This window comes from Pseudomonas sp. NCHU5216 (assembly GCF_052156495.1).
In the GTDB taxonomy this organism is placed as follows: domain Bacteria; phylum Pseudomonadota; class Gammaproteobacteria; order Pseudomonadales; family Pseudomonadaceae; genus Aquipseudomonas.
The window spans coordinates 65,610-90,150 of record NZ_JBQLIX010000008.1 but is presented as its reverse complement, the minus strand read 5'-3'; the positions used below and the strand labels follow the sequence as shown (position 1 = coordinate 90,150).

The following is a 24,541-nucleotide window of genomic DNA, read 5'->3' as shown; positions in this document are numbered from 1 at the left end:
ATTTTCGTGACGAGGGGCTGAATATTTATGTCGCAAAAACGAAGGATAAGAGCGCAAAGCCATGATAACGACCAGCAAGTCATATCATGGCTCAGGCTTGAAGGCGACCGCCGCGCAGACATGCGCAGTAGCAGCAGGCCAGTAGATTGAAAGCGTTACGCCGCCGCCATGCAAGCGCGACGAAAGCTCGCAGCCAATCGGCCTAGCGACTCATTTCCTGCTGAATACTGCCGATGGTGCGCGGCCAGGGTTTGCCAGCCTGGAGCTTGGCCGGCAGGTTCTTCACCGCCGCCTGAGCGGCCGCCCGGCTGGCGAAGCTGCCATAGGTCAGCACGTATAGCGGCTGGCCCTGGTGAATCTTCTTGAAGTAACGGTACTCCCTGCCGCCTTCACGCACCATGGCCTGGATATTCGCCTCGGAACGCGACCCCAGCACCTGCAGAGCATAACGAGAGGCAGGCTGCTGGGCGTACCAATTGCCGCTCGTCGAACTGGTTGCGGGCTTGGCAGGCGCAGGTGCTGAAGCCGGTTTGGTCGCCACACTGGGCTCTGCCGGCTTCGGCGCCTGGACGGCCGGTTTCGGCGCGACAGGTGCAGGTGCAGGTGCAGGTGCAGGTGCAGGTGCAGGTGCAGGTGCAGGTGCAGCAGCGATTGGCGCAGAGGGCGCAGTGACAGTCGAGGGTTCAGGACTGGCCGGCGGCTCGAAATCGTCCAGTTCCTCGCCCGCAGCCTCGGCCAGAGGCTGGCGAATCACGGCTTGCGACTCACCAACCAAGGGCAAGGGCAATGGCTGACTGCTGCCGGCGAACTCGATGGCCGGCGCGCCAGTGGTGGCCGGCGGCTCTGCTGCAGCCTCTTCGGCAGGCGCAGCAGAAGGCTGCAGGGGCAGCGTGGTACTGAGCGCCGGCTCGTCGGCTGGCTGGCTTTGGCGCCCCTGCATCACCCAGGCAGCAGCGATACCGAGCAGCACCACGGCCAGCGCCAGCACATGCTTCTTCGGCAGGGAGAAGGAGAAACCGCCTCGGCGCGCGCCGGAACGTTGCGCCAGCATCTGCTCGATCAGCAGCTCGCGCGCCTCGCTGTTGATAGCCCCCGGCCAGCCGCCGGAGCGCTGGTGGATCTCTTCGACCTGCTCCTCGTTCAATACCTCGATACCCTGCCCCGCCCCTTCCAGGCGCTGAGCGAGGTAATCACGGGTCTCGTCCTCAGCGTACGGCTGCAACTCGATGGCGTGATAGCACTCTTCACCGCCGGCCAATGCTTCGAGGCGCTCCAACAGCGTCTGCTCGGCGAACAGGAAAACATGTGGACGTCCTTCGCCGTCGCCGGCCGCCAGGGTCAGCACCACTTGCAGCGCCGCGTCATCTAGCTGGTCGGCATCGTCGATCAACAGATAGACTTCCTGCCCGGTCAACGCCAATTGCGCAACCTGAGCGAGAACCGAGCGAGGATCGGCTGTCGTCAGCGATAGCCCCTGCGCTATCTGACGCAACAGCGCCTCACCGCCGGTAATGCCCTGGGCGATGACCACGCTCTGCACGGCCTGTTTGTTGGTGCTGGCAACCAGCGCCTGACGCAACAGCGTTTTGCCACTCCCCTCGGGCCCGGTCACCACCAACAGCAACTGGCTGTATCGCGCCAGATGATGCAATTGCCCCAGCACGGGCTTGCGCTGCGCGGGGAAGAACTTGAAGCCCGGCACCCTGGGCGCGAAGGGGTCGTGACTGAACTGGTAGTGCGCCAGAAACGCTTCGTCAGCATGCAAACTGGTCATGAATCACTCTTCAAGCGTTGATCGAGCGAGCCAGCGCTGCATAGTCACTACGCAGTGTGGCCTCGAGAATTTCACGCGGATAGTCGGCCGTCACCACGGCCTCGCCCAGGCGCTTGAGCAGCACCAGACGCAACTGACCATCCAGCACCTTCTTGTCTACCGCCATGTGTTGCAGGAACTGCTCAGGGGTCATGTCCTGCGGCGGCACTACCGGCAATCCGGCAGCCTGCAGCAGGCGCACACCCCGATCGCGATCAGCGCTCGATAGCCAGCCGAGGCGATGGGACATTTCCAGCGCCATCACAGTGCCTGCCGCCACCGCCTCGCCATGCAGCCAGACGCCATAGCCCTGCTCGGTCTCGATGGCATGGCCGAAAGTGTGTCCGAGGTTCAGGGTGGCGCGCACCCCAGCCTCGCGCTCATCAGCCCCGACCACACGCGCCTTGGCCGCACAGGAGCGCTCGATGGCCTCAGTCAGCGCCTGCTGATCGAGCGCACGCAAGGCTGGCATATTCTGCTCCAACCAAGCCAGGAAAGGCTCGTCGCAGATCAGGCCATACTTGATCACCTCGGCCAACCCCGCCGACAACTCGCGCGCCGGCAAGGTATTCAGGCTGCCGGTATCGATCAACACGGCCTTGGGCTGGTAGAACGCCCCCACCATGTTCTTGCCCAGGGGATGGTTGATACCGGTCTTGCCGCCCACCGAGGAATCCACCTGGGAGAGCAGGGTGGTCGGCACCTGGATGAAGTCGACGCCGCGCTGATAGCAGGCGGCGGCGAAGCCAGCCATATCGCCGATCACGCCACCGCCCAGGGCAACGACCGTGGTACGACGGTCATGCCGGGCGCTCAGCAGTCCGTCGAAGATCAGTTGCAGGGTTTCCCAGTTCTTGAAGGCTTCGCCGTCCGGCAATACCACCGAGGCAATGCTGTAACCCTCGAGCACCTGCAGCAGCGTTTGCAGGTACAAGGGTGCGACGGTCTCGTTGGTCACCACCGCCACCTGCCGCCCGGCGATATGCTGCGCCAGCAATTCGGGACCAGACAGCAGCCCCTGACCGATATAAATGGGATAGCTGCGCTCGCCGAGATCAACGTGAAGTGTCTGCATGAGGCCCCCAGGATAAAAAGGCGACTAGGATAGCGCAGTTCGCCCTGGGCTTTAACGGGGCGGCAGCATATCCAGCCGGGCCAGAATCTCCTGCACGACCATCCGCGGCGGGCGCTCATCCGTCTCGATGACGATATCGGCGAGTTCACGATACAGCGGGTCGCGCAGCGCCATCAGATCACGCAGCACCTGTGCCGGATTGGCGTTGCGCAACAGGGGGCGATTGCGGTCACGCGCCGTGCGCTCGATCTGTTGCTCCACCGAAGCATGCAAATAGACGACACGCCCTCCGGCATGCAACGCCTGGCGATTCTCGACACGCATCACCGCGCCGCCGCCCGTGGCCAGCACCAGGCCGTCCTGCTGGCAAAGCTCGGCGATGACCGATTGTTCGCGCTCACGAAACCCCTGCTCACCTTCCACATCGAAGATCCAGGGGATATTGGCACCGGTGCGCTGTTCGATCTCCTTGTCGGAGTCCTTGAAGGGCAAACGCAGTTCTTTGGCGAGCAAACGCCCGATGGTGCTCTTTCCAGCGCCCATCGGGCCAACAAGGATTACATTCCGCACTTAGGTCATCGATTCACGGCAATGGCTTGGTTGTTCATGATGCGCGGAGTGATGAAAACCAGCAACTCGGCTTTGTTGTCGGTAATCATGTCGCGACGGAAGACACGACCGATGAATGGCAGATCCCCCAAGAAAGGCACCTTCTCGGTTGCCTTGGTTTGAGTATTTTCAAATACCCCACCGATCACGATGGTTTCACCATCATTGACTAATACCTTGGCATTAACCTCGTTCTTATTGATCGGCGGCACACCATTGAGCTGACGACCAAAATCTGGAGCATCCTTAGTAACTTTGACCTCCATGATGATGCGGTTATCCGGGGTGATCTGCGGAGTCACCTCCAGAGACAGGGCAGCCTCCTTGAAGGACGTACTCGTGGCACCGCTGGAGCTGGCCTCCTGATACGGAACCTCCTGACCTTTCAAAATCTTCGCCGTCTCCTTGTCGGACGTCACGACCTTGGGCTGGGAGATCACCTCACCGTTACCAGTGGCCTCCATCGCAGACAGCTGCAAGTCCAGTACAACACTGCTCCCCAGATAACCAATGGCAATACCCGAGGTGCTATTTCCGACGCCCATGTCAACGAAGGGCAGACGCGCTAGACCATCATCAAGTGTAGTGGTACCAATCTTATCCGTACCGACAAAACCAGCTCGTTGACCAGTATCTTCATCGAACGCCTGAACGCCGTCCTTTCCACTCACGTCCCAACGACCATTGCGAGCGCTCCCTCCCCAACGAACCCCCAGCGCTTTGTTGTAATCGACATTAGCCTCAACAATACGAGCCTCGATCATCACCTGACGCACCGGGATATCAAGCTGAGCGATGATGCGCCGCAGCTCATCCAGACGCTCCTGAGTCTGGTAGGCAATGATGCTGTTGGTTCGGTCATCGACCGTAATGGAACCGCGATCATCCGCCGTACCGTCAGCACTGGTCACCGACTGGAACAGCTTGGCCATATCGGTCGCCTTGGCATAGTTGACCTGAATCAACTCACGACGCAGCGGCGCCAGTTCGGCAATCTGCTTCTGCGCCTCCAACTCCTGACGTTCGCGCGCTGCGATTTCCTCCGCAGGCGCCACCAGCAGCACGTTACCGACCTGACGCTTGTCCAGCCCCTTGGTCTTGAGCACCAGATCCAGGGCCTGATCCCAGGGCACGTTCTGCAGACGCAGGGTGATGTTGCCGGAGACGGTATCACTGGCAACCAGGTTCAGGTTGGTAAAGTCCGCGATCAACTGCAGCACGGAACGCACGTCGATATCCTGGAAGTTCAGCGACAGCTTTTCGCCCTTGTAGACGAAACGCTCGGCACTGCGACGCTCGGAATCTTCCTGAGTCAGCGGCTTGACGCTCAGAGTGAGCTTGTCGTCCGTCTGATAGGCGAGATAATCGTACTGCCCCACCGGCTCGATCAGGATGCTGGTCTTGTCAGCCGTACCGGTCGCGCTGACGAACTGCACCGGCGTGGCGAAGTCCTTCACATCGAGCCTTACGCGCAAGGACTCAGGTAGTTCGGTCTTGGCGAAGTCCAGACGAATCTTGCCACCCTGCTCCTGGATATCGGGGCTGACGGAGGGGTCGGAAAGCGTGATGACGACGTTGCCCTCACCCTGCTCGCCGCGCTGGAAATCGATGTTCTTGACGGCCCTGGTCGGCGCGCCATAAACCTTCTTGCTCGGTGCCGGAGCAACCGGAGTGGCCGCCACAGCCGGGCGACTGGCCGGCGCAGCGGAGGACTCACCAACCAGTACGTAGAGATCGTTACCCTCCACACGCGTGCTGTAGGGCGCCAGGGTACTGAGGTTGACGATCAATCGCGTGCGATCCTTGGCTTCGACTATGGTCACGCTACGGGCATTGCCAGCGCCAAGCTCACGGTTCTTCGCCCCGAGCTTGTTGGCAACGCCTGGCAAGTCCAGAGCGATGCGCGCAGGCTGCTCGATGGTGTAGCCGCGCGGCGCTGCTACAGGCTCGTCGAAGGACAGCTTCAGCTCGACCCGATCACCCGGCAAGCTCGCAACATCCATACCTTGAAGATTAGCCGCCAAAGCCGAGGACGATAAGAACGCCATCAATAAGGCGGCACTCAAGCAAGAAAGAGAGCCATTCATGTTAGTACCCTGTTTGGCAGACCGATTAGTTATATTCATCTTTTCACTTCGCCCCGTCAGGAGCGCTCCTTCAAGGGAAGGCTGCGCGGCCGCTCAAGCCAGCCACCTTCGCCATCCGGAACAATTTCCATGACCTCGATCTTGGAATCGTCGATCGCGATTATCTTGCCGTTATTACGCCCCAGATAATCACCCACCTTCACACGGTGAACGCCGCCCGCCCCACTGACCAGTGCGAAGAGCTCATGGTCATTACGCAGGGTTCCCACCATCTCGAAGGTTTCGATATTGAAGCCTTCGAGGAACTGCTTGACCCGACTCTCATCAGGCTTGATTTCCTTGGAGCCCTTCTGCCGGGCCACCACATCGATCTTGATCGGCGGCTGGAACGGGCTGCGCAGCGAAGCAGCTCGATAGGTGAAGCTTTCATAAGGCTGAAAGGTCGGCAACGGCTCGATGGAGCCCTTGGGTCTGGCACGTACCTCATCCATATAGGCGCGTAGATCGGAGAAGTCGCTACTGGCACCGCAACCTGCAAGTACGGAGAAACCCACTAACAAAGCCAGGCGAGAGAATTTCATCACTGCGCCCCCTTGTCGTTGTAGCGATAGGTCTTGGCCATGATCTGCATGCTCAAGCGACTGGAGTTTCCAGCACTCGCTGGCGCTAGCTGAAAGTCATGCAAGGTGACGATGCGTGGCAAGCTCGCCACGCCACTGACGAAGGTGGCCAGATCGTGATAGCCACCGGTGACCTTTATCTGAATCGGCAACTCGACATAGAACTGTTGAGTGACCTCCGGCAGGAGCTTGATTTCCTCGAACTCCAGCCCGCTGCCCAGACCAGTGCGGGTGATATCCTCGAGCAATCCAGGCACCTCGGTATCACTGGGCAATTGGCGGAGCAGTTCGCCGAAGGAAACTTCCATCTCCTTCATCTGCTCCTTGTAGGCCTCGAGATTCGCCGCCTGGAATGCTTTGTTGGAGAACTGATCCTTGAGCGTCACCTCTTCGCCCTGCTGCTGTTCCAGCTGCGCCTGCAGATCCTTGAGATGGAAGTTATAGCCCAGGAACAGCACAGCGATGAGCAGCAACAGCCCCGCGATGAACTTGACAGGCGCCGGCCAGGAACCCAAGTTGTTCAGATCAAGCTCATTGAGGTCGACGCTACGCAGACTTTCCAACGATTCACGCAAACTCATTTCGCAGCCTCCACTTGATCCGCTTGAGGCTGGGTCTGCTGCACCGTCAACTGAAACACGTTAGCCTGATCGACGGCACCTGCGGTAACCGCCTTGACCTCGGTCAGATTGGGTGCGGTCAGCCATTCAGAGGCGTCGAGATTACGCATCAGATTGGAGACGCGGTTGTTCGATTCGGCAGCACCGACTATGGCGATCTCCTTGCCCGTCATCTTCACACTGGTGTAATACACGCCGTCCGGCAGCGTTCTCACCAGTTGATCGAAGATACGCCCAATGATCGGACGATTGCCCTGCAAATCCTGAATGATCTTCATCCGCTCCAGCAATTGCTGGCGGCGAGTCTTCAGCTCACTGATTTCCTTGATACGCGAATCGAGCACGGCAATTTCGCTCTTGATGAAGTTGTTGCGCGCGTTCTGAGTGTCGATAGCCGCCGTCAGCATCTGATCACCCAAGAAGACGCAACCCGCGCCGATGACCAGAACACCAAGCAGACTGACCAGAAAGCGCTGCTTGCGCTCTTCGCGCAATTGCTCACGCCAGGGTAATAGGTTGATACGCGCCATCAGTCGAAACTCCTCAACGCCAGACCGCAGGCAATCATCAGTGCCGGCGCATCACTGGCCAACGCACCCGCATTGACCTTGCTACCCAGAGCCATATCGGCAAAAGGGTTGGCCACTAGAGTTTGCGTACCGATTTTCTGCTGGATGAGACGGTCAAGATCGGGAATGGAGGCCGTTCCGCCTGCCAGCAGGACGTAATCGACATCACTGAACTGACCGGCAGCGAAGAAGAACTGCAGCGAGCGCGACACCTGCTGCACCACCGCTTCCTTGAATGGCTGCAGGACTTCGGCATCGTAGTCGTCCGGCAGGCCACCCTGCTTCTTGGCCAGCCCGGCTTCTTCGACGGACAGCCCGTAGCGTCGCTGGATTTCTTCGGTGAGCTGCTTGCCACCGAACAACTGCTCGCGGGTATAGATGGTGCGGCCATTGTGCAGCACGCTCAGCGTGGTCATGGTGGCACCGATATCGACGATGGCTACTGTGAGCTCGTCATGACCGGCGCCCAACTGACTCTCCAGCAGCGCGTAAGCACGCTCGAGGGCATAGGCTTCGACATCCACCACCTTGGCGGTCAGCCCGGCCAGGGCGAGGGCGGCCTCGCGAACTTCGACGTTCTCCTTGCGGCAGGCGGCCAGCAGCACTTCGACCCGTTCAGGATTGCGTGCAGCCGGCCCCTGAACCTCGAAATCGATCGCCACTTCCTCGAGCGGATAAGGAATGTACTGATCGGCTTCGATCTTGAGCTGGTTCTCCAACTCGTCGTCCGACAGTCCCGCCTCCATCTCGATGCTCTTGGTGATCACGGCGGAGCCGGCAACGGCCACCGCGGCTGATTTGACGCTCGTCTTGGCCTTGCTCAACACTCGCGACAGCGCCTGCCCCACCCCCTCCAGCTCGGCGATGTTCTTTTCCACGACAGCATTTGGCGGGAGCGGCTCGACTGCGTAAGCCTCTACCTTGTAGCGGCTTCCCGAGCGACTCAGTTCGAGGAGCTTGACCGAGGTCGAGCTGATATCGATCCCCAGCAGCGTATTCGCTTTCTTAGTGAAGAGCCCTAGCACGACCGTTTTCCTATTGGCATCCGCGACTTACGGACTATTTATGTTTTTCCACATTAAATATCAGTCTTGACAGAAGCGCAAATGGCTACCCCGAGGAAAAAACGCTTATAATGTGATCGATTTTTCCCTTTTAGCCTCGGCTACTGCTTAACTCATTCTTTTACTTGGAATTCCGAACATTTTGATGCGCCTGCTGAAGTTCTTGTGCTGGTCTTGCCTTGCCGTATTTTGTGGACTGTTGCTCAGTTTCAGCGGCGCATACCTTTATCTTAGCCCGACCCTTCCCTCCGTCGAATCGCTGCGCCAGGTGCAGCTACAGATCCCGCTACGGGTCTATAGCAGCGACGCCAAGCTGATTGCCGAATTCGGCGAAATGCGCCGCTCCCCCATTCGCTTCGACGAAATCCCCAAGGATTTCATCAGCGCCCTCCTGGCGGCGGAAGACGATAATTTCGCCAACCATTATGGCGTCGATGTGACGAGCCTGATGCGCGCTGCCACGCAATTATTGAAAACGGGTCAGATTCAGAGTGGCGGCAGCACCATCACCATGCAGGTGGCGAAGAACTTCTTCCTCACCAACGAGCGCAGTTTTTCGCGCAAGGCCACGGAAATCCTTCTGGCCCTGCAGATCGAACGCGAGCTGAGCAAGGACGAGATTCTCGAGCTCTACGTCAACAAGATTTATCTGGGCAACCGCGCCTATGGCATCGAAGCGGCAGCCCAGGTCTACTACGGCAAATCCATCCGCGACCTGACCCTGGCGCAGATGGCCATGATCGCCGGCTTGCCAAAAGCGCCTTCGCGCTACAACCCTCTGGTCAATCCAACCCGCGCCAAGGAACGCCGCGACTGGATTCTTGGCCGCCTCTACCGCCTCGGGCGCATCGACCAGGCGCGCTACGAAGCGGCCCTGGCCGAAGAAGTGGACGCGCGCTACCACGTACCCACGCCCGAACTGAACGCTCCCTACATCGCCGAAATGGCCCGCGCCGAAATGGTCGGCCGCTATGGCAGCGAGGCCTACACCGAGGGCTACAACGTCACCACCACCGTGCCCAGCCACCTGCAGGAAATCGCCAATGACGCACTGCGCCAGGGCCTGATCAGCTACGACCAGCGTCATGGTTACCGAGGCCCGGAAAGCCGCCTGCCCGGCATGACGCGTGAAGCCTGGCTGGCCGAGTTGAGCAAGTACCGCAGCATCGGCGGCCTGGAGCCAGCGATCGTCACCCAGGTGGAAAAGAGCGGCATTCTGGTACTCAGACGCAATGGCGAGGAACAGGCCGTGCCCTGGGACAGCATGAAATGGGCACGCCCCTTCCTCAATACCAACAGCCTCGGCCCACGCCCCCAGCAACCGGCGGATGTCGCTGCGGTTGGCGATGTGGTGCGCGTGCAGCAACAACAAGACGGCAGCCTGAGCTTCGTGCAGATCCCGGCCGCCCAGAGCGCGCTGGTCTCCCTCGATCCCTACAGCGGCGCCATCGAGGCATTGGTGGGCGGCTTCTCCTTCGAGCAGAGCAACTACAACCGCGCCGTGCAAGCCAAGCGCCAGCCCGGCTCCAGCTTCAAACCCTTCATCTATAGCGCGGCCCTAGACAGTGGCTATACCGCCGCCACTTTGGTCAACGACGCGCCGATCATCCTCTCGGACGACTACCTCTCGCAGAAGTGGCGACCAAAGAATGACAACAACACCTTCCTCGGCCCGATTCGCCTGCGCGAGGCGCTGTACAGGTCGCGCAACCTGGTATCGATCCGCTTGCTGCAGGACATGGGCGTGTCACGAACCCTGGACTACATCCAGCGCTTCGGTTTCGAGGAACAGGATCTGCCACGCAACCTCTCCCTGGCGCTGGGCACCGCCAGCCTGACCCCCATGGAAATCGCCGAGGGCTGGGCGACCTTCGCCAACGGCGGCTACAAGATCGAGCCCTACCTGATCCAACGCATCGAGGATCGCAACGGCAAGACCCTGTTCCGCGCCAATCCGGCGCGGGTACCCGGCAGCGAGCCGAGCGAGGAAAACGCCAATCTGGCCGTGAACGCGGCGGACGACCTGCCGCCGCAGGAGCCCAAGGTCGCGGAACGGATCATCGACGAACGCACCGCCTACATCATGACCAGCATGTTGCAGGACGTGATCAAGCGCGGCACCGGCCGTCGCGCACTGGCCCTCGGTCGCAGCGATCTGGCGGGCAAGACCGGCACCACCAACGAGTCCAAGGACAGTTGGTTCTCCGGCTACAACGCCGACTACGTGACCACCGTATGGGCCGGCTTCGACCAGCCGGAAAGCCTCGGTCGCAACGAATACGGCGGCACCGTCGCCCTGCCGATATGGATGAACTACATGGGCCCGGCCCTCAAGGATCGCCCCAGCCACGCCCCCAAGGAACCCAAGGGCATCCTCACCCTGCGCGTCGACCCGGTCAGCGGCCGCGCCGCTTCGCCCGGCACGCCGGATGCCTACTTCGAGGTGTTCAAGAGCGAAGACTCGCCGCCACCGATGAACGAGTTCGAGCCAGGCATGGGCGCCCCTGGCAGCCCGCTACCGGCCGACGAGATGGCGCCGATCGATCTGTTCTAGAGGAGCAGCTACAAGCTGCAAGCCTCAAGCGCCAAGTAGAAGCGGCGCGGGGAGCATGAGAAACCGGAGCTACGATTATGCTCCGGGGGCGATTTTTCTCTTACTTGCAGCTTGTGGCTTGCAGCTTGCCGCTCAATAAAAAACCCGCCGAAGCGGGTTTTTTATTGAGCGGCTGCTTAGCCGTTGAACACTTCGTCCACCGACTTCAGCGGATAGTGCTTCGGATAAGGCAAGGTCGCCACGCCGGTTTCGATGGCGGCTTTGGCCACGGCATCGGAAACCACGGTGATCAGGCGCTTGTCCATCGGCTTGGGAATGATGTACTCACGGCCGAATTCCAGCGACGGCACGCCATAGGCATCGCAGACGTCCTGCGGCACCGGCTGCTTGGCCAGGTCGCGCAGGGCCAGGGCGGCGGCGATCTTCATCTCTTCGTTGATGCGCGTGGCACGCACGTCCAGGGCACCACGGAAGATGAAGGGGAAGCCCAGCACGTTGTTGACCTGGTTCGGGTAGTCGGAGCGACCGGTGGCCATGATCACGTCGTTACGGGTGGCGTGAGCCAGCTCAGGCTTGATTTCCGGATCCGGGTTGGAGCAGGCGAAGACGATCGGGTTCGCCGCCATGTGCGCCAGATCCTCTGCGCTGAGCAGGTTGGCACCGGACAGGCCGACGAACACGTCAGCGCCATCGAGCGCCTCGGACAGGGTGCGCTTGGCGGTTTCGGTGGCGAACACCGCCTTGTACTGGTTCAGGTCGTCACGGCCGGCATGGATCACGCCCTTGCGGTCGATCATGAAGATGTTCTCGACCTTGGCACCCATGCTCACCAGCAGCTTCATGCAAGAGATGGCAGCAGCACCGGCACCCAGGCAGACGATCTTCGCCTCGGGCAGGGTCTTGCCGGCGATTTCCAGGGCATTGAGCATGCCGGCGGCGGTGACGATGGCAGTGCCATGCTGGTCATCATGGAACACCGGGATATCGCACTGTTCGATCAGCGCGCGCTCGATCTCGAAGCACTCGGGGGCCTTGATATCTTCCAAGTTGATGCCGCCGAAGGTGATGGAGATGCGCTTGACGGTGTCGATGAAGGCCTGCGGGCTTTCGGCATCGACTTCGATGTCGAACACGTCGACGCCGGCGAAACGCTTGAACAGCACGCCCTTGCCTTCCATGACCGGCTTGGAGGCCAGCGGGCCGAGGTCACCCAGACCCAGGATGGCGGTGCCGTCGGAAATCACCGCAACCAGGTTGCCCTTGCCGGTGTAGCGATAGGCGAGTTCCGGGTCGCGCGCGATTTCGCGCACCGGCTCGGCGACACCAGGGCTATAGGCCAGCGACAGGTCGCGGGCAGTGGAAGTGGCCTTGGTCAACTCGACGCTGAGCTTACCGGGACGGGGCTGAGCGTGATATTCGAGAGCGGCAGTTTTTAGATCTGACATAGTGGCGTTCCGCTTTTGTTGCTGTTGAATGGGCAGGCGGCCGAGGATACGCAAGTTGTATACAGCTCGACAAGACTGTTCGGTCGCGCTGCAACCGCCGCTTCAGCGTAGCGTCTTCACCCAGTCACCGGCACGCGGCTCACCGCTTGGGTAGAGGTCGTTGAGCAGGCGCAGGCGGGCCTCGCCCCCCTCGCCTGCCGGCGCCTGCCGGGCCAGGTCGGCGAGACGCTGTCCGGCCTTGGCACGCACCAGCTTCAGCCGTACCGGCTCGGCCAGCTTGCGCTCCTGCGCCGTCAGGCCGCGGAAACTGCGAATCACGCTGAGAAAGCGTGCATCCTCGGTTTCCAGCGATGCCCGGCCCTTGACTGCCGCCACGAACAGAAAGGCGTTGGCGCCGCGATAGAGCACCGCCACTCGGCGCGCCGACTGCCCGGGCAGCACGGCGGTATAACCTTGCAGCGAACCGACCCGCAGATCCTCACCCGCCAACAGACGCTGACCACCCACGCGCTGACGCAGGAATTCGGCGGGCGTCAGGCGCTTGTCCGCCGGCTCGAGGGTCATGGCGATGAATGCCTGCTCGTCCGCGGCGTGCCCGATCAGCACGTCCGGACGATTGTCCAGTTGCCAGCCCTGCGGATAACTCAGGGTGAAATCCAGTGGGCCATGGTAGAAATGCTGGCCGCGCCGAATGCCATTGGCCGCCGAGTCACCGAACACCAGACCATCGAGCATCTGCAGGAAGCGCTCACGGCCCACCTCCTGATCGCTGCTGGCCAGGGCTCGGGCCGGGCCAAGCACCTGCTGCAGGCGCCGATCATTGTCGGGATGGGTATCGAACAGTCCGTGGTAACCCCCGACAGCAGGCGCCTCGCCGCGCTTGGCCGCCTCGTCACGGGCGAAGGTTTCCTGATTCTTCAGCACCTTGACCACTTCGATCATGGCCTGCGGGTCATAGCCGCTGCGCGCCAGGTACTGCGCCCCGAGGCCGTCGGCCTCCAGCTCCATATCGCGGCCATAGCCACGCACGAAGGCGTTGCCCATGACATTGGTCAGATCCCCCACCGCGCCGATGCCGGTACCGATGGCAGCCGCCTGGCCGAGCAGCCCCCAGGCTGTGGACTGGCTCTGCTGACGCACGCTGTGGCGCGCCGTCACGTGGCCGACCTCATGGCCGAGCACGGCGGCCAGCTCCGCCTCGGAGTTGAGATAGGCGAGCAGACCGCGATGAATATAGATGTAGCCCCCAGGCAGAGCAAAGGCGTTGACGTCCGGGCTGTCGACCAGGGTGAACACGTATTTGAGCTGGCTGCGGTGGCTGTTGCGCGCCACCCGCTCGCCGACGCGCTGGATATAGGCCTGCAGCCTGGCATCGTCATAACGGGGATATTGCTTGAGGATTTCCTGGTTGTAGCGCGCGCCCATTTCCAGCTCCTGACGCTCGCTCATCATCACGAAATCGTTGCGTCCGGTGGCCGGGTTCACCGCGCAGCCGGCGAGCCAGATACACAGCAGGCACAACCCCAGAGTACGCATCATGGCAACACCTCCAACATCGCCGGGTGGGTCAGTGGCAACATCCAGCGCGCCTGTCCGGATTTCAGGCCACCGCGGCTCTGCCGGTCGATCACCCAGCCACGAGCCTCGACATTTCGCCCCTGCAGGCGCATCAGGGCATGCTCGTCGAACGCAGCGAGCAATTCGGGGGCCACGCGCAGTACACGGTTGCCGTCCAGCTCCAGCCACAGGCCACCACGATTGCGCTGCACATCGGCGACGTGCCCGGTTATCAAGGCAAAACCGCCGCTGCGCAACTGACCGGCCTGCTTCGCCTGCACCTGCCGCCACAACCCCAGACGCTGCTGGCGCGCTTCGCGCTCGGCCTCGCCCTGGCAGCGCACCAGTTGCGTATTGGGCGCGACGGCGACCATGAAACCCAACCCCTCGCTGAGCAGTTGCGCCTCGATATTGTGCCCGTCACGCCCATACAGATGCGCCAGAGTGCGCCCGTAATGATCCTTGCCCTGCTTGCCGATCTGCACACCCAGCTTGCCGCCACTGGCCTCGACCAGTGCCTGCAGACGGCGCCTGGCCTGCACGGCATAGGGCTCGTCGCTGCGCCCTTTGCGCCCCAGCTCCGGGGTATTGATGCCGATCAGGCGCACACTGCGCCCGTCGGCCAGGCGCAGGGTATCGCCATCCACCACCTGGCGCACGGCAGCCTGCGGCAGGTCGGTACGCAGCGGACAGAAGGCCTGGGCAAATTCCAGCCATAGCAGAGAAACGAAAAAGGCGCCCACCAGGGACGCCTTTTTCAGATTCACGGAGAGGTGCATGGCACGTTCCGTTATCGCTCGGCCGCTTACTTGGCGCCGAACACGCCGAAGCGCTGCTTGAAGCGGTCGATACGACCACCGGTGTCCAGCACCTTCTGCTTGCCGGTGTAGAACGGGTGGCACTCGGAGCAGACGTCCAGGCTCAGGTTCTTGCCCAGGGTGGAGCGAGTCTTGATCACGTTGCCGCAGGAGCAGGTGGCGTCGATCTCGACGTAATTCGGATGGATATCGGCTTTCATGGTGCTTTCCTCGGGGTAGTCGTGCCGCCACCCGACCCAACGTCAGGCACCGCACGGAAATAGGCCGCGCATCTTACCAGACGCTGAGGGCTATGCAAGTCGCGCAAGGCGCCGGTCGTCGCGTGCTAAGATCGCTCGCCAGCCCATGGAGCCCTTGCGTGCCCGATCCGATCCTGCGTCTCGCCCTGCCTTCGCCCTTGCGCCGCCTGTTCGACTACCTGCCGCCCGCCGGCGTGTCGCGCAGCGCCCTGCAACCGGGCGTGCGCCTGCGCGTGCCCTTCGGCCGGCGCGAGATGATCGGCATTCTGGTGGAAGTCGACAGCCACAGCGAAGTGCCTGCCGACAAGCTCAAACCTGCCCTGGAGCTGCTCGATGTACGCCCACCACTGCCAGCCGCGCTGTTCAAGCTGTGCCTGTGGACGGCACAGTATTACCAGCACAGCCTCGGCGACACCCTGAGCTGGGCGCTGCCGGTGCTGCTGCGCCAGGGCGAACCGGCGCAGGTGCGCCAGGAACGTTACTGGCTGGCCAAAACGGGCGCCAGCATCGACGACCCACGCCTGGCCCGCGCGCCACGCCAACGCGAAGCCCTCAAGGCCTTGGCGCAGCACACGCATGGCGTCGCCCACAGCCTGCTCAGCCAGTTGCAACTCAACCGCGACAGCCTGCAATTGCTGCACGAGAAGGGCCTGGTCACGGTCGAACTGCGGCGCAACCTGCCGCACGCCAAACCCGGGCACTGGCTGGCTCAGCCGGAACTGCCGCTTAATACCGAGCAGCGCGCCGCCGTCAATGCCGTGGCCTCGGGCTGGAGCCAGTTCAACGCCTATCTGCTAGCCGGCGTGACCGGCAGCGGCAAGACCGAGGTCTATCTGCAACTGATCCACCAGTGCCTGCAAGCCGGCAAACAGGCCCTGGTGCTGATCCCGGAGATCAACCTCGGGCCGCAGACCTTTGACCGCTTCGCCCGCCGCTTCAATGCCCGCATCGCCCTGCTGCACTCGGCGGTGAACGACCGCGACCGCCTCGATGCCTGGCTGGCGGCACGCGATGGCGAGGCCGACGTCATCATCGGCACCCGCTCGGCGCTGTTCACGCCGATGAAGAACCCGGGCCTGATCATCGTCGACGAAGAACACGACGCCTCCTATAAACAGCAGGAAGGCCTGCGCTATCACGCTCGCGACCTGGCCCTGGTGCGTGCCCACCAGGAAGAGGTGCCCATCGTGCTCGGCTCGGCCACGCCCTCGCTGGAAAGCCTGCATAACGCCCATAGCGGCCGCTACGCCCTGCTCAAGCTGACCCAGCGCGCTGGCGGCGCCAGCCAGCCACGCTTCCTGCGCCTGGACGTGAAGAGCCGACCGCTGGATTCGGGCATCTCCGGGCCGATGCAACAGGCCATCACCCAGACTCTGGCAGCCGGCCAGCAGGTGCTGGTGTTCCTCAATCGCCGCGGTTTCGCCCCGACCCTGCTCTGCCATGACTGCGGCTGGCTGTCGGAATGCCCACGCTGCGATGCGCGCATGACCGTGCACCAGCGCTACCAGGAGCTGCGCTGCCACCACTGCGGCCATGTCGAACGCCAGCCGAGCAACTGCCCGAAGTGCCAGCACGTCGACCTGCGCCCGGTCGGCGCCGGCACCGAGCGCGCCGAAGAGCGCCTGGCCGTACTGTTCCCCGATCATCCGGTGCTGCGCATCGACCGCGACAGCACTGCACGCAAGGGCGCCATGGATCGCCTGTTCACCACCATCAACAAGGGCGAACCATGCATCCTGGTGGGCACCCAGATGCTCGCCAAGGGCCATCACTTTCCGCGCGTCACCCTGGTGGCCATCCTCGATGCCGATGGCGGCCTGTTCTCCGCCGATTTCCGCGCCAGCGAGCGCATGGCCCAGTTGATCGTGCAGGTGGCCGGGCGCGCCGGGCGTGCCGAGGAGCCGGGCAAGGTGATCATCCAGAGCCACCTGGCCGACCATCCGCTGCTGGTGCAACTCACCGAACAGGGCTACTTCGCCTTCGCCGAGCAGGCCTTGAGCGAACGTCGTGCCGCCGGCCTGCCGCCCTTCTGCCACCTGGCGCTGCTGCGTGCCGAAGCGCATAAACCCGGCCAGGCCGAGAGCTTTCTCGATGAAGCCTGCAGCGAAGCCGAACACCTGCTGGGGGAGCTGGGCCTGAGCGGCATCGAACTGCTCGGCCCGGTGCCTGCGCCGATGGAGCGCCGCGCCGGGCGCTTCCGCGCGCAACTGCTGCTGCAAGGCAATGCCCGCGCGCCCTTGCATCGCCTGCTCACTCCCTGGTCCCTGGCACTGGAGCAGATGCCCAGCGGCCGCGCTGTGCGCTGGTCGCTGGACGTCGACCCGATCGATCTTTTCTAAGCCACAAGCTTCAAGTAAGAGCGGCGGCGTGCTTTTCCTTGTCGCTTGTGGCTTGCAGCTTGTCGCTGCTCTTATAATGCACAGTTTTCGACCAAACCCAAGGCAACCCGAGCCGACCATGAAAGACAGCATTCGCCACCTGATCCAGCAAGCCCTTGACCGCCTCACCGCCGACGGCGTGCTGCCGGCGGGCCTGACGCCGGCCATCCAGGTGGAGAACACCAAGGACAAGAGCCACGGCGACTTCGCCAGCAATATCGCCATGATGCTGGCCAAGCCGGCCGGCATGAAGCCACGCGACCTGGCCGAAAAGCTGATCGCCGCGCTGCCGGTCGATGAGCAGATCGCCAAGGTGGAAATCGCCGGCCCGGGCTTCCTCAATTTCTTCCAGAACAGCGACGCCCTGGCGCAGCGCCTGGAAGCGGCGCTGGCCGACGCCAAGCTCGGCGTACGCAAGAACGGCCCGACGCAACGGGTGGTGGTCGACCTGTCGGCGCCCAACCTGGCCAAGGAAATGCACGTCGGCCACCTGCGCTCGACCATCATCGGCGACGGCGTGGCCCGTGTACTGGAGTTCCTCGGTGACAGCGTGATCCGCCAGAACCACGTCGGCGACTGGGGTACCCAGTTCGGCATGCTGTTGGCCTACATGCAGGAAAACCCCGCCGCCGCCGAAAGCGAGTTGGCCGACCTGGAAGGTTTCTACCGTGCGGCCAAGAAGCGCTTCGACGAATCGCCCGAGTTCGCCGACCGCGCCCGCGAGCTGGTGGTCAAGCTGCAGGCCGGCGACGCCGAGTGCCTGCGCCTGTGGAATCGCTTCAACGACATCTCCCTGAGCCACTGCCAGGCGCTGTACGACCGCCTCGGCGTCAAACTGAGCATGGCCGACGTCAAGGGCGAAAGCGCCTACAACGACGACCTGCCGCAGGTGGTCGCCGACCTGGCCGCCAAGGGCCTGCTCACCGAGGACAACGGCGCGAAGTGCGTGTTCATGGACGAGTTCAAGAACGCCGAAGGCAACCCGCTGCCGCTGATCGTGCAGAAGGCTGGCGGCGGTTACCTGTACGCCACCACCGATCTGGCCGCCACCCGCTACCGCGCCGGCACCCTCAAGGCCGACCGCGTGCTGTACTTCGTCGACCAGCGTCAGGCCCTGCACTTCCAGATGGTCTTCGCCTGCGCCCGCCTCGCCGGCTTCGTGCCGGACAGCATGGCCATGGAGCACATGGGCTTCGGCACCATGAACGGCCCGGACGGTCGCCCGTTCAAGACCCGCGACGGCGGTACGGTGAAGCTGGTGCACCTGCTCGATGAAGCCGAGCAACGCGCCTATGAACTGGTCAAGAGCAAGAACCCGGAGCTGGGCGACGACGAGCTGCGTCAGATCGCCCGCGTGGTCGGTATCGCCTCGGTGAAATATGCCGACCTGTCCAAGCACCGCACCAGCGACTACAGCTTCAACTTCGACCTGATGCTCAGCTTCGAGGGCAACACCGCGCCCTACCTGCTGTATGCCTATACCCGCGTGGCTGGCGTGTTCCGCAAGCTGGGCAAAGGTGCGGACGAGATCGGTGGGCAGATCACCCTGGTCGCCGAGCAGGAGCAGGCCCTGGCCGCCAAGCTGGCACAGTTCAACGAGCTGCTGGCCAGCGTCGCCGACAAAGGTACGCCGCACATGCTCTGTGCCTATCTGTATGACCTCGCCGGGCTGTTCTCCAGCTTCTACGAGAACTGCCCGATCCTCAATGCCGAAGACGAGTCCACTCGCGACAGCCGCCTGCGCCTGACCGCCCTGACTGGCCGTACCCTCAAGCAGGGCCTGGAGCTGCTCGGCCTGGAAACCCTGGAGCGCATGTAAATGGCAGCGCGCAAGAAGCCTGCGCCGAAACGCGGCGCGAGCCGTTACCAGGCACCGGCGAAGAAGCCGGTGCCGGGCTGGATCTGGCTGGCCTGCGGCCTGGTGGTCGGCGGCTTCTTCATGTTCCTGTTCAGCCTCGAACCGGGGCGTGACGAAGTGCGCCGCGACAAGGGCGAGCAAGCTGCCAAGACCAGCAAGCCGCAGCCCAAGCCAAAGGCGGACGAGCCAGCCAAGCCCAAGTACGACTTCTATACCCTGCTGCCAGAGTCCGAGGTGATCCTGCCGCAGGCGCTGGAGGAAACCCCGCCGCCCGCGCCAACGCCGGAGCAGAAGCCGGTGACCCCGGAAGAAGCGGCGAAGATCGACGCGGCCCGCGCCGAAGCCGCGCTCAAGGGTGAGGTGCCGCCGCCCGCGCCGCAGGTGATCGCCAGCGCCCCCGTCACCACCCAGTTCTTCCTCCAGGCCGGCTCGTTCCGCCGCCGTGAGGACGCCGACGCCCTGCGCGCGCAGATCATCCTGCTCGGGCAGAACGTCAAGGTGGAAACCGGCAAGGTGCGCGAGGAAACCTGGCACCGCGTACTGGTTGGCCCCTACGCCACCCGCGAACAACTGGCCGGCGCGCAAAAAGCCCTCGCCGCCAGCGGCTTCAGCAACCTGCTGTTACAACAACGCCAAGTCCGCTGAAGCGGCTGCAAGCTGCAAGCTGCAAGCTGCAAGCTGCAAAAGGATGGATCGGTACGCTGATCGCCTATTCACCCGCTGCTGGTTGAAAAGCCGCGGCGGGCACCCCATCTGATTCTTCATCCGGGCAATTGGCCCCGCAGCGTGGAGATTCACCCTTGACCACCATCGTTTCAGTACGCCGCCACGGCAAGGTCGTGATGGCTGGCGACGGCCAGGTATCCCTGGGCAACACCGTGATGAAAGGCAACGCCAAGAAGGTGCGCCGCCTCTACCACGGTCAGGTGCTGGCCGGTTTCGCCGGTGCCACCGCCGATGCCTTCACCCTGTTCGAGCGCTTCGAGGGCCAGCTGGAAAAGCACCAGGGCCACCTGGTACGCGCCGCCGTCGAACTGGCCAAGGACTGGCGTACCGACCGCAGCCTGAGCCGTCTGGAGGCCATGCTGGCAGTGGCCAACAAGGATGCCTCCCTGATCATCACCGGCAACGGCGATGTGGTCGAGCCCGAGGAAGGCCTGATCGCCATGGGTTCCGGCGGCAATTTCGCCCAGGCCGCTGCCCGTGCCCTGCTGATGAAGACCGACCTGTCCGCCCGTGAAGTGGTCGAGACGGCGCTGGGCATCGCCGGCGATATCTGCGTCTTCACCAATCATCACCAGACCATCGAGGAACTGGACGCGCCCGAGTGAGGCCCAAGCGTCCAACTCCTTCATAGATTCGATAGCGAGCCCGATTCCATGTCCATGACGCCCCGCGAGATCGTCCACGAACTCAACCGCCACATCATCGGCCAGGACGACGCCAAGCGCGCCGTGGCCATTGCCCTGCGCAACCGCTGGCGGCGCATGCAACTGCCGGCCGACCTGCGCCAGGAAGTCACGCCGAAGAACATCCTGATGATCGGCCCGACCGGCGTCGGCAAAACCGAAATCGCTCGGCGCCTGGCCAAGCTGGCCAATGCGCCGTTCCTCAAAGTCGAAGCGACCAAGTTCACCGAGGTCGGCTATGTCGGCCGCGATGTCGAGTCGATCATCCGCGACCTGGCCGATGCCGCCGTGAAAATGCTGCGTGAGCAGGAAATGGTCAAAGTCCGCCACCGCGCCGAGGACGCCGCCGAGGAGCGTATCCTCGACGCCCTGTTGCCACCGGCGCGCCAGGGCTTCGGTGACGAGCCGCCGCGCAACGAGGACTCCAACACCCGCCAACTGTTCCGCAAGCGCCTGCGTGAAGGCCAGCTCGACGACAAGGAAATCGACATCGAGGTGACCGAGGCGCCCATGGGCGTGGAGATCATGACCCCGCCGGGCATGGAAGAAATGACCAACCAGTTGCAGAACCTCTTCTCCGGCCTCGGCAAGGGCAAGAAGAAGAACCGCAAGCTCAAGGTCGCCGATGCCCTGAAACTGGTACGCGACGAGGAAGCCGCGCGTCTGGTCAACGAGGAAGAACTCAAGGCCCGCGCCCTGGAAGCCGTGGAGCAGCACGGCATCGTCTTCATCGACGAGATCGACAAGGTGGCCAAGCGCGCCAACGCTGGCGGCGCCGACGTCTCCCGTGAAGGGGTGCAGCGCGACCTGCTGCCGCTGATCGAGGGCTGCACGGTCAACACCAAGCTGGGCATGGTCAAGACCGACCATATCCTGTTCATCGCCTCGGGCGCCTTCCACTTGTCCAAGCCCAGCGACCTGGTGCCGGAACTGCAGGGTCGCTTGCCGATTCGCGTCGAACTCAAGGCATTGAGCCCGCAGGACTTCGAGCGCATCCTCAGCGAACCGCACGCCTCGCTGACCGAGCAGTACAGCGCGCTGCTCAAGACCGAGGGGCTGGACATCGAGTTCGCCGAGGACGGCATCAAGCGCCTGGCCAAAATCGCCTGGCAGGTCAACGAGAAGACCGAGAACATCGGCGCGCGGCGCCTGCACACCCTGCTCGAACGCCTGTTGGAAGAGGTTTCCTTCACCGCCTCCGACCTGGCCGCCCAGCACGATGGCCAGCCTATCCGCATCGACGCTGCCTACGTCAACGGCCACCTCGGCGAGCTGGCTCAAGACGAAGACCTGTCGCGTTATATCCTCTGAAAACAGCCGCAAGCTGCAAGCTACAAGCCGCAAGCCGATCCGCTTGAACTTGTAGCTTGAGGCTTGCAGCTTGGAGCTGCCCCATGCCCATCCCCAGCGCGATCAAACTGCACAAGGCGTCGAAGACCCTGGAGCTGCGTTACGGCGAAAAGAGCTATTCGCTCAGCGCCGAGTTCCTCCGCGTGCACTCCCCTTCGGCCGAGGTGCAGGGGCATGGCAAGCCGATCCTGCAGACCGGCAAGCTCAAGGTCGGCCTCGAGCGCATCGAGCCGGCCGGCAACTATGCACTGAAACTGTGCTTCGACGATGGCCATGACAGCGGCCTGTTCACCTGGGACTACCTCTTTGAGCTGGCCACCCGCCAGGATCAGCTCTGGGCCGACTACCTGGCGCAACTGGCCGCCGCCGGCAAGTCGCGCGACCCTGACGAATCCGTCGTCCGTATGATGCTCTGAACGCACCGCGCAAAGCCCCGCCACAGAGCCTTCGCGCCCTCCGGCGACGAGTCGAACGCGTGAGTTAGGGCGAATTTTCTAATCCATCACGGCACACTTCCGCTCCATTGACCGGCTTGCCTAACGGCACAAACTCGGGTAACCAAGGAACTGGCAGGTTCCCTGCATTTGGCTGAGCCAGATGCAACGAAAGACGCGGACTCGATCCGCCCCCGGCAACCCGAGCAGTACCTGGCCATTGCTTCGCCGAGCGCACGGCCAGTACGCGCCTCAGGACATTGGAGCGTCGTAGATGAGTGACAAGAACAACGAAGACCTGAAGCGCCAGGCTTCGGAAAACACACTGGGACTCAACCCGGTGATCGGTATTCGCGGTAAGGATCTTCTGACCTCTGCCCGCATGGTACTCGCCCAAGCACTCAAACAACCCTTCCACAGCGTCAAGCATGTCGCCCATTTCGGCCTCGAACTGAAGAACGTGCTGCTCGGCCAGTCCGAGCTCACACCCGAGGAAGGCGACCGCCGTTTCAGTGATCCGGCCTGGAGCCAAAACCCCCTGTACCGCCGTTATCTGCAGACCTACCTGGCCTGGCGCAAGGAGCTGCACGACTGGATCGAGCACAGCTCGCTGTCGGAGCAGGACGCCAGCCGCGGCCACTTCGTCATCAATCTGATGACCGAAGCCATGGCCCCGAGCAACAGCATGGCCAACCCGGCGGCGGTCAAGCGCTTCTTCGAGACCGGCGGCAAGAGCCTGCTCGACGGCCTCTCGCACCTGGCCAAGGATCTGGTGCACAACGGTGGCATGCCCAGCCAGGTGAACATGGAGGCCTTCGAGGTCGGCAAGAACCTGGCCACCACCGACGGCGCTGTGGTCTTTCGCAACGACGTGCTGGAGCTGATCCAGTACCAGCCGATCACCGAGAGCGTGCACGAACGCCCGCTGCTGGTGGTACCACCGCAGATCAACAAGTTCTACGTCTTCGACCTGTCGCCGGAGAAGAGCCTGGCGCGCTTCCTCCTGCGCAGCCAGGTGCAGACCTTCATCGTCAGTTGGCGCAACCCGACCAAGGCCCAGCGCGAATGGGGCCTGTCCACCTACATCGAGGCCCTCAAGGAGGTCATCGACGTGGTCTGCGCCATCACCGGCAGCAAGGACGTCAACATGCTCGGCGCCTGCTCCGGTGGCCTGACCACCGCTTCCCTGCTCGGCCATTACGCAGCCCTCGGCGAGCAGAAGGTCAATGCACTGACCCTGCTGGTCAGCGTGCTCGACACCCAGCTCGACACTCAGGTCGCGCTGTTCGCCGATGAAAAGACCCTGGAAGTCGCCAAGCGCCGCTCCTATCAAAGCGGCGTGCTGGAAGGCAGCGACATGGCCAAGGTGTTCGCCTGGATGCGCCCCAACGACCTGATCTGGAATTACTGGGTCAATAACTACCTGCTCGGCAACGAACCGCCGGTGTTCGACATCCTCTACTGGAACAACGACACCACGCGCCTGCCCGCCGCCCTGCACGGCGAATTCATCGAGATGTTCAAGACCAACCCGCTGACCCGAGGCGGCGCCCTGGAGGTCTGCGGCACGCCCATCGACCTCAAGCAGGTCACCTGCGATTTCTTCTGCGTGGCCGGCACCAGCGACCACATCACGCCCTGGAAGTCCTGCTACAAGTCGGCACTGCTGTTCGGCGGCAAGTGCGAGTTCGTCCTGTCCAACAGCGGCCATATCCAGAGCATCCTCAACCCGCCCGGCAACCCCAAGGCGCGTTACCTGACCAACAGTGAAATGCCTTACGACCCGGCGGCCTGGCAGGAGAACGCGACCAAGAATGCCGACTCCTGGTGGCTGCACTGGCAGAAGTGGCTGGCCGAGCGCTCGGGCAAGATCAAGGGCAGCCCCAGCAGCCTGGGCAACAAGAAATACCCGGCCGGCGAAGCCTCGCCGGGCACCTACGTGCATGAGCGCTGATCGCTCGCGCCCGGTGCAACCTTGCACGCAGCACAGGGAGGTGCTGCACGCCACGACGGCCTGGCCGGGCGCGGCGAACCAGGCCTGG

At 62.8% G+C, this 24,541-nt stretch carries 20 protein-coding genes; 8 read left to right on the top strand and 12 right to left on the bottom strand.

Annotated features, from left to right (window positions below):
* Positions 1-202: 202 nt before the first annotated feature.
* The 8 genes from ACSVIK_RS08725 to ACSVIK_RS08690 are packed head-to-tail and all read right to left on the bottom strand — an operon-like array spanning position 203 to position 8,418.
* Positions 203-1,774: an SPOR domain-containing protein gene (locus ACSVIK_RS08725; RefSeq protein WP_442443948.1), complete on the bottom strand. Its 1,572-nt coding sequence runs from the start codon at positions 1,772-1,774 to the stop codon at positions 203-205.
* Positions 1,775-1,784: 10 nt separating this feature from the next.
* Entirely contained in the window at positions 1,785-2,888 is a 1,104-nt protein-coding gene (gene aroB / locus ACSVIK_RS08720) for a 3-dehydroquinate synthase (protein ID WP_442443947.1), read from the bottom strand.
* 51 nt (positions 2,889-2,939) lie between these two features.
* Positions 2,940-3,458, bottom strand: coding sequence for a shikimate kinase AroK (gene aroK, locus ACSVIK_RS08715; protein WP_442443946.1), 519 nt, complete (start codon positions 3,456-3,458; stop codon positions 2,940-2,942).
* 5 nt (positions 3,459-3,463) lie between these two features.
* Positions 3,464-5,584 (bottom strand): type IV pilus secretin PilQ, encoded by a 2,121-nt coding sequence (gene pilQ, locus ACSVIK_RS08710; RefSeq protein ID WP_442443945.1) that lies wholly within the window; start codon positions 5,582-5,584, stop codon positions 3,464-3,466.
* 56 nt (positions 5,585-5,640) lie between these two features.
* Complete coding sequence (gene pilP, locus ACSVIK_RS08705; RefSeq protein ID WP_442443944.1) at positions 5,641-6,165, bottom strand: type 4a pilus biogenesis lipoprotein PilP; 525 nt, start codon at positions 6,163-6,165, stop codon at positions 5,641-5,643.
* On the bottom strand, positions 6,165-6,785 hold the full coding sequence (gene pilO / locus ACSVIK_RS08700) for a type 4a pilus biogenesis protein PilO (RefSeq protein WP_442443943.1): 621 nt from the start codon (positions 6,783-6,785) through the stop codon (positions 6,165-6,167). The genes pilP and pilO overlap by 1 nt, the downstream gene beginning before the upstream one ends.
* On the bottom strand, positions 6,782-7,354 hold the full coding sequence (gene pilN, locus ACSVIK_RS08695) for a type 4a pilus biogenesis protein PilN (protein ID WP_268180921.1): 573 nt from the start codon (positions 7,352-7,354) through the stop codon (positions 6,782-6,784). Before pilN ends, pilO begins: the two co-directional genes overlap by 4 nt.
* The gene (locus ACSVIK_RS08690; protein ID WP_268180919.1) at positions 7,354-8,418 is read right to left on the bottom strand and encodes a pilus assembly protein PilM; all 1,065 of its coding nucleotides are present in this window, start codon (positions 8,416-8,418) and stop codon (positions 7,354-7,356) included. The genes pilN and ACSVIK_RS08690 overlap by 1 nt, the downstream gene beginning before the upstream one ends.
* A gap of 184 nt (positions 8,419-8,602) precedes the next feature.
* On the opposite strand from ACSVIK_RS08690, the gene ACSVIK_RS08685 reads away from it, so the two are divergent.
* The gene (locus tag ACSVIK_RS08685; protein WP_442443942.1) at positions 8,603-11,011 is read left to right on the top strand and encodes a penicillin-binding protein 1A; all 2,409 of its coding nucleotides are present in this window, start codon (positions 8,603-8,605) and stop codon (positions 11,009-11,011) included.
* A gap of 176 nt (positions 11,012-11,187) precedes the next feature.
* On the opposite strand, the gene ACSVIK_RS08680 is transcribed toward ACSVIK_RS08685, so the two are convergent.
* The 4 genes from ACSVIK_RS08680 to rpmE all read right to left on the bottom strand — a co-directional run bounded on the left by ACSVIK_RS08680 (position 11,188) and on the right by rpmE (position 15,031).
* The gene (locus ACSVIK_RS08680) at positions 11,188-12,456 is read right to left on the bottom strand and encodes a malic enzyme-like NAD(P)-binding protein (protein ID WP_442443941.1); all 1,269 of its coding nucleotides are present in this window, start codon (positions 12,454-12,456) and stop codon (positions 11,188-11,190) included.
* A gap of 102 nt (positions 12,457-12,558) precedes the next feature.
* Positions 12,559-13,992: a M48 family metalloprotease gene (locus tag ACSVIK_RS08675; RefSeq protein ID WP_442444014.1), complete on the bottom strand. Its 1,434-nt coding sequence runs from the start codon at positions 13,990-13,992 to the stop codon at positions 12,559-12,561.
* Positions 13,992-14,792, bottom strand: a complete 801-nt coding sequence (locus ACSVIK_RS08670; RefSeq protein ID WP_442443940.1) for a thermonuclease family protein — start codon at positions 14,790-14,792, stop codon at positions 13,992-13,994. The genes ACSVIK_RS08675 and ACSVIK_RS08670 overlap by 1 nt, the downstream gene beginning before the upstream one ends.
* 26 nt (positions 14,793-14,818) lie before the next feature.
* The gene (rpmE, locus tag ACSVIK_RS08665; RefSeq protein WP_003459015.1) at positions 14,819-15,031 is read right to left on the bottom strand and encodes a 50S ribosomal protein L31; all 213 of its coding nucleotides are present in this window, start codon (positions 15,029-15,031) and stop codon (positions 14,819-14,821) included.
* Between the two features lie 158 nt (positions 15,032-15,189).
* Between rpmE and ACSVIK_RS08660 the strand changes: the two genes are divergently transcribed.
* From ACSVIK_RS08660 to phaC, 7 genes are all read left to right on the top strand, one after another.
* Complete coding sequence (locus tag ACSVIK_RS08660; protein WP_442443939.1) at positions 15,190-17,409, top strand: primosomal protein N'; 2,220 nt, start codon at positions 15,190-15,192, stop codon at positions 17,407-17,409.
* A 118-nt stretch (positions 17,410-17,527) separates the two neighbouring features.
* Positions 17,528-19,267, top strand: a complete 1,740-nt coding sequence (gene argS / locus ACSVIK_RS08655) for an arginine--tRNA ligase (RefSeq protein ID WP_442443938.1) — start codon at positions 17,528-17,530, stop codon at positions 19,265-19,267.
* A complete protein-coding gene (locus ACSVIK_RS08650) occupies positions 19,268-19,951 on the top strand; it encodes an SPOR domain-containing protein (RefSeq protein ID WP_442443937.1) in 684 nt (227 codons plus the stop codon).
* Between the two features lie 155 nt (positions 19,952-20,106).
* Positions 20,107-20,637 (top strand): ATP-dependent protease subunit HslV, encoded by a 531-nt coding sequence (hslV, locus tag ACSVIK_RS08645; protein ID WP_442443936.1) that lies wholly within the window; start codon positions 20,107-20,109, stop codon positions 20,635-20,637.
* Positions 20,638-20,685: 48 nt separating this feature from the next.
* Entirely contained in the window at positions 20,686-22,026 is a 1,341-nt protein-coding gene (gene hslU, locus ACSVIK_RS08640) for an HslU--HslV peptidase ATPase subunit (protein WP_442443935.1), read from the top strand.
* 83 nt (positions 22,027-22,109) lie between these two features.
* A complete protein-coding gene (locus ACSVIK_RS08635) occupies positions 22,110-22,481 on the top strand; it encodes a gamma-butyrobetaine hydroxylase-like domain-containing protein (protein WP_442443934.1) in 372 nt (123 codons plus the stop codon).
* A gap of 292 nt (positions 22,482-22,773) precedes the next feature.
* Positions 22,774-24,453: a class II poly(R)-hydroxyalkanoic acid synthase gene (phaC, locus tag ACSVIK_RS08630; RefSeq protein WP_442443933.1), complete on the top strand. Its 1,680-nt coding sequence runs from the start codon at positions 22,774-22,776 to the stop codon at positions 24,451-24,453.
* Positions 24,454-24,541 lie beyond the last annotated feature (88 nt).